Origin of the sequence: Curtobacterium sp. Arg-1 (assembly GCF_025643395.1) — a bacterium.
In the GTDB taxonomy this organism is placed as follows: Bacteria; Actinomycetota; Actinomycetes; order Actinomycetales; family Microbacteriaceae; genus Curtobacterium; species Curtobacterium poinsettiae.
In genome coordinates this window covers 2,058,173-2,072,449 of sequence record NZ_CP095731.1, presented here as the reverse complement: position 1 = coordinate 2,072,449, position 14,277 = coordinate 2,058,173, and the positions used below count along the sequence as shown (strand labels likewise).

General features: G+C 73.4%; 13 protein-coding genes. 12 read left to right on the top strand and 1 reads right to left on the bottom strand.

The features are described from left to right. The first annotated feature begins 7 nt into the window (after positions 1–7). Genes pyrF through MXD64_RS09905 form a run of 5 tightly spaced genes read left to right on the top strand, consistent with a single transcriptional unit; the run spans position 8 to position 5,311 of the window. The gene (gene pyrF, locus MXD64_RS09925) at positions 8–892 is read left to right on the top strand and encodes an orotidine-5'-phosphate decarboxylase (protein ID WP_235517503.1); all 885 of its coding nucleotides are present in this window, start codon (positions 8–10) and stop codon (positions 890–892) included. After that, the gene (gmk, locus tag MXD64_RS09920; RefSeq protein ID WP_017887185.1) at positions 889–1,812 is read left to right on the top strand and encodes a guanylate kinase; all 924 of its coding nucleotides are present in this window, start codon (positions 889–891) and stop codon (positions 1,810–1,812) included. The genes pyrF and gmk overlap by 4 nt, the downstream gene beginning before the upstream one ends. Positions 1,813–1,839: 27 nt before the next feature. Continuing rightward, positions 1,840–2,103: a DNA-directed RNA polymerase subunit omega gene (rpoZ, locus tag MXD64_RS09915; protein WP_017887186.1), complete on the top strand. Its 264-nt coding sequence runs from the start codon at positions 1,840–1,842 to the stop codon at positions 2,101–2,103. A gap of 5 nt (positions 2,104–2,108) precedes the next feature. Continuing rightward, complete coding sequence (metK, locus tag MXD64_RS09910) at positions 2,109–3,320, top strand: methionine adenosyltransferase (protein ID WP_214519318.1); 1,212 nt, start codon at positions 2,109–2,111, stop codon at positions 3,318–3,320. Between the two features lie 8 nt (positions 3,321–3,328). Then, positions 3,329–5,311, top strand: coding sequence for a primosomal protein N' (locus tag MXD64_RS09905; protein ID WP_159558025.1), 1,983 nt, complete (start codon positions 3,329–3,331; stop codon positions 5,309–5,311). A 124-nt stretch (positions 5,312–5,435) separates the two neighbouring features. Here MXD64_RS09905 and MXD64_RS09900 read toward each other — a convergent pair whose 3' ends face one another. Next, positions 5,436–5,891: a DUF4383 domain-containing protein gene (locus tag MXD64_RS09900; protein WP_017887189.1), complete on the bottom strand. Its 456-nt coding sequence runs from the start codon at positions 5,889–5,891 to the stop codon at positions 5,436–5,438. Positions 5,892–6,002: 111 nt separating this feature from the next. Here MXD64_RS09900 and MXD64_RS09895 point away from each other — a divergent pair, with 111 nt between their 5' ends. The 7 genes from MXD64_RS09895 to hisF all read left to right on the top strand — a co-directional run bounded on the left by MXD64_RS09895 (position 6,003) and on the right by hisF (position 14,262). Further along, positions 6,003–8,957, top strand: a complete 2,955-nt coding sequence (locus tag MXD64_RS09895; protein ID WP_263136367.1) for a DEAD/DEAH box helicase family protein — start codon at positions 6,003–6,005, stop codon at positions 8,955–8,957. A gap of 67 nt (positions 8,958–9,024) precedes the next feature. Continuing rightward, entirely contained in the window at positions 9,025–9,960 is a 936-nt protein-coding gene (fmt, locus tag MXD64_RS09890; protein WP_214585015.1) for a methionyl-tRNA formyltransferase, read from the top strand. Beyond that, the gene (locus tag MXD64_RS09885; protein WP_263136366.1) at positions 9,957–11,525 is read left to right on the top strand and encodes an RsmB/NOP family class I SAM-dependent RNA methyltransferase; all 1,569 of its coding nucleotides are present in this window, start codon (positions 9,957–9,959) and stop codon (positions 11,523–11,525) included. The genes fmt and MXD64_RS09885 overlap by 4 nt, the downstream gene beginning before the upstream one ends. Positions 11,526–11,560: 35 nt before the next feature. Then, positions 11,561–12,220 (top strand): ribulose-phosphate 3-epimerase, encoded by a 660-nt coding sequence (gene rpe, locus MXD64_RS09880; protein WP_017887193.1) that lies wholly within the window; start codon positions 11,561–11,563, stop codon positions 12,218–12,220. Between the two features lie 101 nt (positions 12,221–12,321). Continuing rightward, the gene (locus MXD64_RS09875; protein WP_031259753.1) at positions 12,322–12,585 is read left to right on the top strand and encodes a phosphoribosyl-ATP diphosphatase; all 264 of its coding nucleotides are present in this window, start codon (positions 12,322–12,324) and stop codon (positions 12,583–12,585) included. A gap of 70 nt (positions 12,586–12,655) precedes the next feature. Then, a complete protein-coding gene (gene hisG / locus MXD64_RS09870; RefSeq protein WP_017887195.1) occupies positions 12,656–13,495 on the top strand; it encodes an ATP phosphoribosyltransferase in 840 nt (279 codons plus the stop codon). Continuing rightward, positions 13,492–14,262: an imidazole glycerol phosphate synthase subunit HisF gene (gene hisF / locus MXD64_RS09865; RefSeq protein ID WP_263136365.1), complete on the top strand. Its 771-nt coding sequence runs from the start codon at positions 13,492–13,494 to the stop codon at positions 14,260–14,262. The genes hisG and hisF overlap by 4 nt, the downstream gene beginning before the upstream one ends. The last annotated feature ends 15 nt before the right edge of the window (positions 14,263–14,277 follow it).

Genomic DNA, 14,277 nt, shown 5'->3' with positions numbered 1-14,277 from the left:
TGCCAGCGTGGGCACGAACCGGTCAGGAGGCCCGGCCTCCTTCGGCGACCGACTCGCGTCCGCCGTGCGCGAGCGTTCACCGCTCTGCGTCGGCATCGACCCCCACGCCGCCACCCTGGCGGCGTGGGGGCTCGGCCGCGACGAGCAGGGCCTTGCCGCATTCGGCGCGGCCCTGGTCGACGCGGCTGCCGGCCGCGCGGCGATCGTGAAGCCGCAGGTCGCCTTCTTCGAGGCGGCGGGGGTGGCGGGCTACCGCGCGCTCGACGCGACGATCCGTCGGGCACGCGATGCGGGCCTCCTGGTCGTCGCCGACGTGAAGCGGGGCGACATCGGGACGACCGGTGACGACTACGCGCTGGCGTGGCTGGACCGCGACGGGCCGTTCGCGGCCGACGCGATGACGGTGTCGCCGTACCTCGGGTACGGCTCGCTCCGGGGCACGATCGACGTCGCGCGCCGGAACGGTGCGGGGGTCTTCGTGCTCGCGGCGACGAGCAACCCCGAGGCGCGGGTGCTGCAGACCGCGGTGCTGGCCGAGGGACCGCGTACCGGCCGGACGGTCGCGGCCGGTATCGTCTTGGACGTGGCAGACGACAACCGGTCCGTGGGCGATCAGGCCCTGGGCGACGTCGGGCTCGTGCTCGGCGCGACCCTTCACCTCGACGACTTCGGCATCGACGCGGACGCGATCGGCTCCGCGCCGGTCCTCGCCCCGGGCTTCGGCGCCCAGGGGGCCCGCATCGAGGACCTCCGGGCGCTGTACGGCGCCCGTGCCGAGCAGGTGCTCGTGAGCGAGTCGCGCGGCCTGCTGACCGACGGTCCGGACGGGGTCGCGGCCCTCGTCGCCGACCGCGCCGACCGCATCCGCACGGCACTGGCGGCGGCAGCGTGACCGACGCGCCCGAGGGCCTGCCCGCGCACCGCACCCCGCCAGAGGTGGACCGCGTCGCCGCGGCGAAGGCCGCCGTCGCCGCGCGACGCGCCCGGGCTGCGGTGAAGGCGGCGATCGCGTCGGGGGAGCGCTCCGCACTCGACGTCGCCCGTGCCGCGTGGGACGACTCGCTGGTCGAGACGACCTCGGCCGAGCGTTCGCTGCGGGTCCGCGACCTGCTCGTCAGCCTGCCGGGCATCGGCCCCGCACGAGCCGAGGCGATCATGGGGACCCTGCGGATCGCACCGTCGAAGCGCCTCGGTGGCCTCGGCACCCGGCAGCGGACCGCGCTGGCGGACTGGCTCGCCGCGCGCGGTCGCAAGCGTGGTGCCTCGAAGCTCGTCGTGCTCGCCGGACCCACCGCGGTCGGCAAGGGCACGGTGAGCGCGCACATCCGACAGCAGTACCCGGACGTCAACCTCAGCGTCTCCGCCACCACCCGGAAGCCCCGCCCCGGCGAGGTCGACGGTGTGCACTACTACTTCGTGGACGACGCCGAGTTCGACCGGATGATCCGCGACCGCGAGCTGCTCGAGTGGGCGACCGTCCACAACTCGTACCGCTACGGCACCCCGCGGCCGCCGATCGACCGTGCGCTCGACGCCGGCGAGAAGGTCATGCTCGAGATCGACCTGCAGGGCGCACGACAGGTCCGCGACGCCATGCCCGAGGCCGTGCTGGTGTTCCTGCTGCCCCCGACGTGGGAGGAACTGGTGCGCCGGCTCATCGGCCGTGGCACCGAATCCGCGGATGAACAGGCGCGTCGTCTCGAGACCGCGAAGGTCGAGCTGGCCGCCCAGGACGAGTTCGACGTGCGGATCGTGAACTCCGATGTCGGCACCGCGGCACGTGAGGTCGTAGACTTGTTCTCTGCGCCCTGACGGGTGCACTGACTTCGAGGAGACACCATGGCCAACCCCCAGGGCATCATCGACCCGCCCATCGACGACCTGCTCAGCAAGGTCGAGTCGAAGTACGCGCTCGTCATCTTCGCGTCGAAGCGCGCCCGCCAGATCAACGACTACTACGCCGACCTGCACGAGGGCTCGCTGTTCGACAACGTCGGCCCGCTCGTCGACTCGACGATCGACGACAAGCCGCTGTCCGTCGCGCTCCACGAGATCAACGAGGACAAGCTCACCGTCACCAAGCAGCAGCAGCCCACCGACTGATCCCGGTGACTGCAGCTGCTCTCCGCCTCTTCACGTCCGAGTCGGTGACCGAGGGGCACCCCGACAAGATCTGCGACCAGATCTCGGACAGCATCCTCGACGCGCTGCTCACGGTCGACCCGAACGCGCGCGTCGCCGTCGAGACGATGGTGACCACCGGGCTCGTGCACGTCGCCGGCGAGGTCACGACCTCCGGCTACGTCGAGATCCCGAAGCTCGTGCGTGACGTCATCACCGGCATCGGCTACAACTCGTCGGACGTCTCGTTCGACGGCGCCACCTGCGGTGTCGAGGTCTCGATCGGTGCGCAGTCGCCCGACATCGCGCAGGGTGTGGACGAGTCGCTCGACTCCCGCACCGGTGCGGTCGATCCGCTCGACCGTCAGGGCGCCGGCGACCAGGGCATCATGTTCGGCTTCGCGACGAACGAGACCCCCGAGTACATGCCGGTCGCGATCTGGCTGGCGCACCGTCTCGCCGAGCGCCTGGCCGCGGTCCGCAAGTCGGGTGAGCTGTCGTTCCTGCGTCCCGACGGCAAGACCCAGGTCACCGTCGGGTACGACGGCGTCGTGCCGAAGACCGTCGAGACCGTCGTGCTCTCCACGCAGCACTCGCCGAGCGTCACGCTCGACGAGCTCACCGCCGCGATCACCGAGCACGTGATCCGTCCGGTCCTCGACCTCGTCGACCTCGACTCCTCGCACGTCGACGTCATCGTCAACCCGACCGGTCGCTTCGAGATCGGTGGACCCCAGGGCGACGCCGGACTCACCGGCCGCAAGGTGATCGTCGACACGTACGGCGGGGCCTCCCGTCACGGTGGCGGCGCGTTCAGCGGCAAGGACCCGTCGAAGGTCGACCGTTCGGCCGCCTACGCGCTGCGCTGGGTCGCCAAGAACGCGGTCGCCGCGGGGCTCGCCGACCGGCTCGAGGTGCAGGTCGCGTACGCGATCGGCCGCGCGAAGCCCGTCGGGCTCTACGTCGAGACCTTCGGCACCGGACACGTCGACGACGCCACGATCGAAGCCGCCATCCGCCAGGTGTTCGACCTGCGTCCGGCCGCGATCATCCGCGACCTCGACCTGCTCCGACCGATCTACGCGCAGACCGCGACCTACGGCCACTTCGGTCGCGAGCTCCCCGGGTTCACGTGGGAGCAGCTCGACCGTGTCGAGGAACTCCGCGCTGCCGCAGGACTCGTCGCCGCGACCGCCTGAAGCACCGCGTGACCACCGTCGCGCGCGTCGTCCTCGACTCGCCGCTCCCGCAGTTGGACCGTCTGTTCGACTACCGGGTGCCGGCCGAGCTCGAGGACGACTGCGTCGCGGGGGTCCGCGTCAAGGTGCCGCTGCGCACCGGGGCGCGGATGTCCGACGGGTACGTGGTCGAGATCGTCACCGAGGGTGAGTACCCCGGTGAGCTCAGCCAGATCGAGGCCGTGCTGTCCCCGGTGCCCGTCCTGGCGCCGGAGATCTGGACCCTCGCGCGCGCCGTCGCGGACCGGGCGGCGGGCGTCGCCTCCGACGTCCTGCGCCTCGCCGTCCCACCGCGGCAGGTGCGCGCCGAGAAGGCCTGGCTCGCCCGTGACACCGCGTGGTCGCCCCCGCCGGTGACCGCTCCGCCCGTCACCGGCTACGCCGACGGCGTCCTGGAGGCCGTGGTGACGGAGCACGGACGTGCTGCGGTCGCCGCCGTCCCCCAGCCCGTGGCGGTGGGTGACGCGGACGCACCGGTGTGGGTGCCGGGATGGGCTGCGACGCTCGCCCAGGCCGCGGCGCACACGCTGGCGGCCGAGCAGTCCGCGGTGGTCGCCGTGCCGGACTTCCGCGACGTCATCGACCTCGAGCGCGCCCTGCTCGCCGTGCTGCCGCCGGAGCGGGTGGTGCGGTTCGACGCGAAGCAGACGAACGGGCAGCGTGCGAAGGCCCTGCTGCAGGCCCGCACGCACTCGGTGGTCGCGATCGGGAACCGCACGGCGATGTACGCGCCGGCGACGGAGCTCGGGCTGATCGCGATGTGGGACGACGGCGACGCCTCGTTCATCGAGCAGCGGGCGCCCTACGTGCACACGCGCGACGTCGCCCTGGTGCGGGCGGCCCAGTCCGGTGCCGCGCTGCTGTTCGTCTCGCACGCGCGCAGCACCGACGTGCAACGCCTGGTCGAGCTGCACTGGCTGCAGGACGTCGTCCCGTACCGCGTGAAGACCCCGAAGGTCATCCCCACGGTGCAGCAGACCGGGGCCGAGGGCTTCGCCGCCCAGGCGCGCATCCCGAGTTCGGCCTGGCGTGCCGCGCGCGAGGCGAGCCAGCACGGAGCCGTCCTGGTGCAGGTCGCCAGCCCGGGCTTCGGCACCGGCCTGGTCTGCGCCGAGTGCGGCGAACGGGCGCACTGCCGGGTCTGCGGCGGCCCGCTCGGCAGCCCCCACCGGGGCGCCACCCCCCAGTGCCGGTTCTGCGGTGCCCTGGCCGTCGGGTTCCGCTGCCCGACGTGCGGCAACGGCACCGTCAAGCCGGTCGGCCAGGGCGCACAGCGCACCGCGGAGGAGCTCGGGCGGGCGTTCCCCGGCACCCGGATCATCGTCGCGGACGGATCCCGTCCGCTCGACGAGGTCCCCGCCAAGCCGTCGGTCGTCGTCGCCACCCGCGGGGCGGAACCCTCGGTGCCCGGCGGTTACGCCTGCGTGCTGCTGCTCGACGGCGAGAAGATGCTCGCCCGCGAAGGGCTGCGCGTGCAGGAGGACGTGCTGCGCTTCTGGACGAACGCGGCGGCGAAGTCGGCCCCCGGCGCCGAGGTGTACCTGGTCGGGATCGGTGGGCGTCTGGCGTCTGCGATGGCCCTGTGGCGGCTCGACGGACCCGCGCACGACGAACTCACCGACCGCCGTGAACTCCACTTCCCGCCGGCCGTCCGGGTGGCGACGATGACCGGCACCGACGAGGCCGTCACCGCTGCGGTTGAGGCCCTGGGCGACGCCGTCGTCGGTCCGGTGCTCGGCCCGGTCCCCGTCGAGGACGACGCCCTGCCGGGCACGGTCCGGGCGATCGTGCGGTTCCCGTACGCCCACGGTGCCGAGGTCGCGGCGACGCTCAAGGCCGAGGTCATCCGGCGTTCGTCGACCCGGCGGGTGCTCAAGGGCGGCAACCGCCGACGGGCCGCTCCGACGCTGCGGGTGCGGCTCGACGACGCCGAACCGTTCTCCGAGGTCTGAGCCCGGCCGACCGGGTGGGCACGACTGGGTGGCCCCGACGCAGAACGACACCGCCGACGTCGTGGGACGTCGGCGGTGTCGTTCGGGGTCTGCCGCGTTGCTGCGACAGTCGGGTGTGCGCCGGTCAGGCGTTGGCGGGCCGGCGACGCTCGCGCGGCAGCACGACGCCGAGGGCGACCATGCCGATGGCGAGCACGAGGTGCAGCCAGTTGTCGGCGTTGTTCAGCGGGACGAAGTTCGCACCCGAGCTGTGCCCGGCGGTGAACAGGCCGTAGACCCACAGGACGAAGTAGACGACCCCGCCGAGCACGAGGTACATCCGCGAGCCGGTGGCCCGGTTGGCGGCGAGCAGTCCGACGACGCCGAACAGCAGGTGGACGATGTTGTGCAGCACCGACACCTGGAAGATGCCGAGCAGCATGCCCATCGACTCGTGTCCGGCGCCGGCCAGGTCACCGGTCGTGATGCCGGGGACGAACCCGGCGATCCCGACGAGCAGGAACACGATGCCGACCACGAGGGCGGCCTTCTGGACGGACGAACCGGCGTAGCGGTTGGTGGCGGTGGTGACGTCGCTCATGATGGTTCCTTTCCTGATGTGGTTCAGACCGTACGCAGCCACCGCGCAGTCGGTTCACGGACGGTCCACGGAACGCATCCCGCCGCGCACGGCCCGTGGGAGACTCGAGGCGTGACGACGGGGGAACGGGGCGGTCCGCTCACGGGCTGGCGCTACCAGGGGACGCTGCGGCGCTACCAGCAGGACGTGCTCGACCGGGTGCCCGTGGTGCCAGGGGACCCGGTGCACGTGGTCGCGCCGCCGGGCTCCGGCAAGACCCTGCTCGGGCTCCTGCTGGCCGGCCGCGCCGGAGCCCGCGCGCTCGTCCTCGCGCCGACCGCGACGATCCGCTCCCAGTGGGCCGTCTCGGCTGCCGCGCTCGACGGTGCTCCGGCCGTCCGCGTGTCCGAGGACCCCGAGCACCCCGGTGACCTGACCGCGCTGACCTACCAGATGCTCTCGGTCCTCGAGACCGGCAACCCGCTCACCGAGCTCGCGGCTGCGGACTGGCGCCGCGAACTCGTCGAGGGCGGCCGCGACGAGCAGGCTGCGGCAGCGTGGCTCGTCGACCTCGATGGCTCCAACCCGACGGCGTACCGGAAGGGGATCGCGCGGCGCTCACGGGCCATCCGCCGTCGACTCGCCCGCGAGGACCCGGCGCTCCTCGCGACCGCGCTGCACCCGAACGCCCGGGCCCTGGTCGACCGGCTCGTCGCGCACGGCGTCGGCACCATCGTGCTCGACGAGTGCCACCACCTGCTCGACCACTGGGCCCTCGTGGTCGCGTACCTCGCCGCACGCATCCGGCAGGCCGGCCGTGAACCCCTGCTCATCGGGCTCACCGCCACCCTGCCGTCCACCGACGACCGGGACGCGCACGACAACTACACCGCGCTGCTCGGCGACGTCGACCACGAGGTCCCGACACCGGCCGTGGTGAAGGAGGGCAACCTCGCGCCCTACCGAGACCACGTCTGGTTCGTCGAACCCACGCAGGACGAGATCGCGTTCCTCCGCGAGCACGAGGACCGGCTCGCGAGCCTGGTGGCGACGACGTTCGACGACCCCGACGGCGCGGACTGGCTGGTGCACACCCTGCAGCCACCCGTCGACCAGTCCGACGGTGACCGCTCGGCCACGGCATCGCCCGAGACGCGGCTGGCCCGTGCGTTCGACACCGACTTCGCCGTCGCCGAGTCCGCCGCGCGCATGCTCGCGGAGGTCCGTCCGGACCACCCGGTCCTGGCCTTCGTCCACCACGCCGCCCGGAGCACACCCGACGCCGAGCAGCGACTCCGGCTGCTCGCCCGCTACGCCCTCGACCGGCTCCTGCCCGATCCCGACCGAGCGGAACAGTGGCAGCGGATCAAACGGTCCATCGTCGACTTCGGCTTCACCCTGACGGACCGCGGGGTCCGGCGTGGCCGCGACCCCGTCGACACCGTCCTCGCCTCGTCCGCGGCCAAGGACACCGCGGTGGGGGAGATCCTCCGGCTCGAACTCGAGCAGGAGGGCGCGGGCCGCCTGCGCACCGTCGTCGTCACGGACCACGCCACGCACGGCAACGCCCGTGGCTCGGGTGGGCGCGACGCCGGCGCGCTCCGCACCTTCGCGACGATCGCCGCGGACCCGACCCTCACCGGCCTGCACCCCGTCCTCGTCACCGCGAAGCACCTCCGCATCGCCGCCTGCGACGCCGACGTCCTGCTGCCCGCGCTCCGACGCCACCTCGGCACCGAACTGCCCGCCAGTCCGGTGGACGGCACACCGGGGGTGCTCGCGGTGGAGACCGCCGGCACCGGCTCGGCCGCGGTCATCGCCGCCGTCTCGGCACTGCTCACCGACGCGACCACCCGTCTCGTCGTCGGCACCCGCGGACTCCTCGGCGAGGGCTGGGACTGCCCGGCGGTGAACACCATGATCGACCTCACGGCCGTCGCGACGTCCTCCGCCACCCAGCAGCTCCGCGGCCGCACCCTGCGCCTCGACCCCGCCTGGCCCCGCAAGGTCGCCCACAACTGGACCGTCACCGCCGTCGTGCCCGCTGACGTCCCGCTCCTCGCAGCGCCGGACGTCAGCCGCATGCACCGGAAGCACGATCAGCTCTGGGGACTCCTCCGCGAGGACGACACCCAGGTCGTCCGCGGCACCGGGACCGCACTCTCCGACGCACACGCCCTGCGGCTCGCCGCGATCGTCGCCAAGGACAAGCGGCGGAGCGTCCGAGCGCTCGACGACGACATCGCGGCGGCGCTGCCGTCCCGTGAGCAGACCCACGCGGCCTGGCGCATCGGCGAGCCGTACGCCGACCGCGAGAGCACGGCGGCCGTCCTCCACGAACCCGATGCCGCGCCGTGGACCACCGGCCCCACCGCAGCCGCCGTGATGACCGTCGTGCTCGCGCTGGTGCTCGCGGTCGTCGCACAGTCGTTCCGTGTCGTCGTCGAACTCTGGCGCGCCGGCGTCGTCCTCGGCGTCGTCGGTGCGGTCCTCACCGTGGTCGCCGCGACCGCGGTCGCCTGGCCGGTCGCCCGCCAGCTCGGCACGGCGCTGCGACAGCGGTTCGACACCGCGCACGGCTACCGGAGCGCCGTCCGCGTCGTCATCGACGGCCTGCACCGCGCCGGACGCATCCCCGCCTACGGTGACGGCGACATCCGCGTCACCCCGACGATGGTCGGCAGGCTGCCGGTGGCGTTCACCATGGAGGCCCTCGGCGGGACCGTGGAGGACCGCCGCACGGTGACGAGCGCACTCGCCGAGGCGTTCGGTCCGGTCCGCACGCCGCGGTTCCTGCTCGAGACCGGGCGCGGCGAGGCAGCGCGGCTGCGCCGGGCACCGCTGCTGGCGCTCGCGCTGTGGATCGCACGGACGACCACCCGCGGCAACCGGTTCCTGGCGGTCCCGACGGGGATCGGACGACGGCGGGAGGACGCCGAGGCGTTCGCCGCCGACTGGGACCGTTCGGTCGGTCCGTGTCGGCTCCACGAGATCGACTCGCCGGCGTCGCTCGTGCTGCTGCTCCGCGCTCGACGTGACTCCGGAGCGACGAAGACGCCGCCGTCCCTGCGTGACCAGTGGTCCTGACGACGGGCTGGTGACGTCGGCCGGTGCTCGTGCCGGCCGCGGGCGACGCGCGTGGGACGATGGACCCATGCGTCTCGTCGTCGCCGGCAGCCCCGCTGCGGCCGTCCCCACCCTCCGCCGTCTGGCGGCGTCCGACCACGAGATCGTCGCGGTGCTCACCCGGCCGGCCACCCCGCAGGGCCGCAAGCGGGTCCTCACCCCGACCCCGGTGGCCGTCGTCGCCGCGGAGCTCGGACTGCCGGTCATCGAGGCCTCGCGCGTCGACGATGCCGTCACCGCCCAGATCGCGGACCTCGACGTCGACCTCGGCGTGATCGTCGCCTACGGCGCACTGCTCCGCCGCCCGGCCCTCGACGCCCCGCGACACGGGTGGATCAACCTGCACTTCTCCGACCTGCCGGCGTACCGCGGTGCTGCTCCCGTGCAGCGTGCGGTGATGGCCGGCGACACCCGGACCGCCGCCACGGTCTTCCAGCTGGTCGAGGCGCTGGACGCCGGCCCGGTCTACGCCGCGTGGCCCTTCGAGATCGACCCCGAGGCGACCTCGGGTGAGGTCCTCGCCGCGATGGCCGAGGTCGGTGCCGACGTCGTGGCGGACGTCGTGGACGGCATCGCCGCCGGCACCGCTGTCGCGACCGAGCAGTCCGGCGAGCCCACCCTCGCCCCGAAGCTCACGATCGACGACGGCCGTGTCGACTTCGCCGCTCCGGCAGCGGTCGTGCACGCCCGGCTGCGCGGCGTCACGCCCGAGCCCGGCGCGTACGCCCACCTGGGCGAGACCCGCGTGAAGCTGCTCCGCAGCACGCTCCAGCCAGGAGGCGCCGAGGACCCCGCCCCGTCGCTCGCGCCCGGTGCGCTCGCGCTCCACGGCGGTCGGCTGCTGGTCGGGACCGCCGACACCCCGCTCGTGCTGCTCGAGGTGCAGCCGGCGGGCAAGAAGGCGATGGACGCCGCCGCCTGGGCCCGTGGCCTCGGCGAACTGGACGGGAAGGTCCTCGCATGAGCCCCCAGACGAAGCCCCAGGCTGCCCGCCGTGGCCCCCGCCCGGCCAGTGCCCGCCGCGTGGCGTTCGACGTGCTCCGCGCCGTGCAGGTCGACGACGCCTACGCGAACCTGCTGCTGCCGACGCGCATCCGTCGTGCCGGGCTCACCGCCCGCGACGCCGGGTTCGCGACCGAGCTCACCTACGGGTCGATCCGGATGCTCGGCCGCTACGACGTCATCATCGCGCTGGCCTCCGGTCGCCGGGCCGAGAACATCGAGGCGGACGTCCTCGACGTGATGCGCCTGGGCGCCCACCAGCTGCTCGCCATGCGCACGCCGACGCACGCCGCCGTCGACGCCACGGTGGAGCTCGCCCGCGAGGTCGGTGCCCGCCGCGCCACCGGGTTCGTCAACGCCGTGATGCGGAAGATCGCCGCCCGCACCGACGACGAGTGGGACGCCCTGATCACCGAGGGCCGCGCCGGGGACGCCCTGCTCGCCACCCGGTGGTCGCACCCGGTCTGGGTCGTCTCCGCGCTCCGCGACGCCCTGGCCGCCGAGCGCTCCCGCGACGAGCTCGCAGCCCTGCTCGCTGCCGACAACGCAGCACCCCGGGTGCAGCTCGCAGCCCTGCCCGGACTCGCCACCGACGAGGACATCGCCACCGCGACCGCGCGCACCGCGCCGGACGACGACACCGACGCCGCGTTCGCTGACGCGACCGGTGCGGACGACGTGCCCGCGGCCCTGGTGCCCGCGGACGACGAACCGGAGGCCGACGGCGCGACCGGCACCGTGCCTCCCGTCCGGGCCGACGAGCCCGTCGTGCAGGCGGACGCCGCGCCGGTGTCGCCCGTCGGCATCCGCGGCATCAGCGGCGACCCGGCGCGCGTGCCGGGCGTCGCCGCCGGGCGCCTGCGCGTGCAGGACGAGGGGTCGCAGCTCGCCGCGCTGGCGCTGAGCCGCTCGTCGGACGTGCGTGCGGGGGAGCGGTGGCTCGACATGTGCGCCGGTCCCGGCGGCAAGGCCGCGCTGCTCGCCGCCGAGGCGCAGCAGGGCGGGGCGACCCTGGTCGCCAACGAGCTCGTGCCCGCCCGGGCCGGACTCGTGCGGAACGCCCTCGGCGTGTTCGGCGACCACGTGCGGGTCGTCGAGGGCGACGCCCGTCGGTACGGCCGCGACGGCACCGGGATGACCTTCGACCGCATCCTGCTCGACGCCCCGTGCACCGGGCTCGGCGCACTGCGTCGCCGGCCGGAGGCCCGCTGGCGGAAGCTCCCCGAGGACGTCGAGGAGCTCGCGGCGCTGCAGACCGAACTGCTCGACGCCGCCGTCCGCGTGCTCGCACCGGGCGGGACCCTGGCGTACGTGACGTGCTCGCCGCACCTGGCCGAGACGCGCGGGCAGGTCGACGCGCTGATGGGGCGGCACGGTGACCGGCTCGAGCAGCTCGACACCGCCACGGTCGTCCGGGGTGTCGCCGCTCGTGACCCGGAGATCGCGGACGGCGACACAGCGCAGCTCTGGCCGCACCGGATCGGCACCGACGCGATGTTCATCGCGCTGTTCCGCCGCGTCGACTGAGGCCCCGACGCGCGGCACGCCGGTAGGCTTGCCCGGTGACGATCCGCATCTCGCCGAGCATCCTGTCCGCCGACTTCGCGAACCTCGAGCGTGAACTCCACCGCATCGAGACCGCCGACCTGGTGCACGTCGACGTGATGGACAACCACTTCGTGCCGAACCTGACGCTCGGGCTGCCGATCGTCGAGCGCCTGCAGCAGGTGTCGCCGGTGCCGCTGGACGTGCACCTCATGGTCACGGACGCCGACCGCAACGCGCCGAAGTACGCCGAGACCGGTGCGTCGAGCGTCACGTTCCACTTCGAGGCAGCCGAGGACCCGGTGGCGACCGCCGCGGCGATCCGGTCGAACGGTGCCCGCGCAGCCGTCGCCGTGAAGCCCGGCACCCCGATCACCCAGGTGCTGCACCACCTCGACGCCTACGACATGATCCTGCTGATGACGGTCGAGCCCGGGTTCGGCGGCCAGTCGTTCATGCCGTCCGTGATGCCGAAGCTCGCTGACGCGCGCGCGGCGGTCGACGCCTCGGGGCTCGACGTCTGGCTCGAGGTGGACGGGGGCATCTCGGTGGACACCGTGCCCGAGGCCGTGCGGAGCGGTGCCGACACGCTCGTCGCGGGGTCCGCGGTCTTCGGCGGCGAGCCCGCCGCGCGCATCACCGACCTGCGCGAGGCCGCCGCCCGGGCACGCTCGTGACCGGGGGAACGCCGGACGGTACCGGCGTCGCCGAGGCGACCACCGCCTCCCGTCCGGACGGTGCGTCGGCAGCGTCAGCGGAGACCGGTAGCCTGGACCCCGTGAAGACGTTCGACGACCTGTTCCAGGAGCTCACCGAGAAGGCGCGCACGCGCCCCGAGGGCTCCGGCACCGTCGCCGAACTCGACGCCGGCGTGCACCAGATCGGCAAGAAGATCGTCGAGGAAGCCGCCGAGGTCTGGATGGCGGCCGAGTACGAGGGCGACGAGCGCACCTCGGAGGAGATCTCGCAGCTGGTCTACCACCTCCAGGTCCTCATGGTCGCCAAGGGGCTCACCCCGGCGGACGTCTGGCGACATCTGTAGGACGCGCTCGGGCACCAGCCCGCGCACCGACCTCGATCCGCCACGACCCCGACCAGAAAGCAGACCCCTGATGCTCCGCATCGCCGTGCCCAACAAGGGCTCCCTGTCCGAGACCGCGTCCGACATGCTGCGTGAGGCCGGGTACGCCGGTCGCCGTGACCCGAAGGCGCTGCACCTGCTCGACGAGCGCAACGGCGTCGAGTTCTTCTTCCTCCGCCCACGGGACATCGCCACGTACGTGGGGTCCGGCGCACTCGACGTCGGCATCACCGGCCGTGACCTGCTGCTCGACTCCGGCTCCGAGGCGCACGAGGTCGACGCGCTCGGCTTCGCCGACTCCACCTTCCGGTTCGCCGGCACGCCCGGACGGTTCGCCTCGCTGCAGGACCTCGACGGCGTCCGCGTGGCCACGAGCTACCCCGGCCTCGTCGGAGCGTTCCTCGCCGAGCACGGGGTCACCTCGACGCTCGTGAAGCTCGACGGCGCCGTCGAGAGCGCCGTGCGGCTCGGGGTCGCCGACGCCGTCGCCGACGTCGTGTCGACGGGCAGCACGCTCCGACAGGCGGGCCTCGAGATCTTCGGCCCGGTGATCCTCGAGTCGACCGCGGTGCTCGTCTCCACCGACGAGACCATCGCCGGCATCGACGTGCTGCGTCGGCGGCTGCAGGGCGTGCTCGTCGCCCGCGGCTACGTGATGCTCGACTACGACGTCCCCACGGCACTGCTCGAGCAGGCGACGGCGGTGGCGTCCGGCATCGAGTCGCCCACGGTGTCGCCGCTGCACGACCGCGAGTGGGCGGCGGTCCGCGTGATGATCCCGCGCGACGACGCGAACCTCATCATGGACGCGCTCTACGACCTCGGCGCCCGGGCGATCCTCGTCAGCCCGATCCACGCCGCACGCCTGTGACCACCGGCGGCGTGTCGGTGCGGGTCATCCCGTGCCTCGACGTCAAGGGCGGCCGAGTCGTCAAGGGTGTCAACTTCCTCGACCTGCAGGACGCCGGTGACCCCGTCGAGCTCGCGGCGCGGTACTACGAGCAGGGTGCCGACGAGCTGACCTTCCTCGACGTCGGCGCCACGGTCGAGAACCGGGCGACGATGTACGACACCGTGACCCGGACGGCCGAACAGGTCTTCATCCCGCTCACCGTCGGTGGTGGGGTGCGCAGCGTCGCCGACGTGTCGCGGCTGCAGCAGTGCGGTGCGGACAAGATCGGCGTGAACAGTGCGGCCATCGCCCGCCACGAACTCGTCGGCGAGATCGCCGACCGGTTCGGCGCGCAGGCCGTCGTGCTCTCGCTCGACGTCAAGCGGTCGGACCGGATGCCCTCGGGCTTCGTGGTCACCACCCACGGGGGGCGGACCGAGTCCGACCTCGACGCGATCGCCTGGGCGCGCGAAGCCGTCGAACGCGGTGCGGGGGAGCTGCTCGTCAACTCGATCGACGCCGACGGCACGAAGAACGGGTTCGACCTCGAACTCGTGGCCGCGGTGCGCGCGGTCTCGTCCGTCCCGGTGATCGCCTCGGGAGGCGCGGGTCGCGTCGAGCACTTCGCCCCCGCCGTCGACGCGGGTGCGGACGCGGTCCTCGCCGCCAGCGTCTTCCACCGTGGCGAGATGACCGTGGGGGACGTCAAGGCCGCGCTCCGCGCGACCGGTCACGCCGTCCGCTGATCCGCCGCCGTAGGC

What these genes read in the sequence shown, in the direction of transcription:
- rpoZ (WP_017887186.1), top strand. Translation starts at nt 1,840, where the DNA reads ATGGCCAACCCCCAGGGCATCATCGACCCGCCCATCGACGACCTGCTC.
- MXD64_RS09900 (WP_017887189.1), bottom strand. Translation starts at nt 5,891, where the DNA reads ATGAGCGACGTCACCACCGCCACCAACCGCTACGCCGGTTCGTCCGTC.
- fmt (WP_214585015.1), top strand. Translation starts at nt 9,025, where the DNA reads ATGCGTCTCGTCGTCGCCGGCAGCCCCGCTGCGGCCGTCCCCACCCTC.
- MXD64_RS09885 (WP_263136366.1), top strand. Translation starts at nt 9,957, where the DNA reads ATGAGCCCCCAGACGAAGCCCCAGGCTGCCCGCCGTGGCCCCCGCCCG.
- hisG (WP_017887195.1), top strand. Translation starts at nt 12,656, where the DNA reads ATGCTCCGCATCGCCGTGCCCAACAAGGGCTCCCTGTCCGAGACCGCG.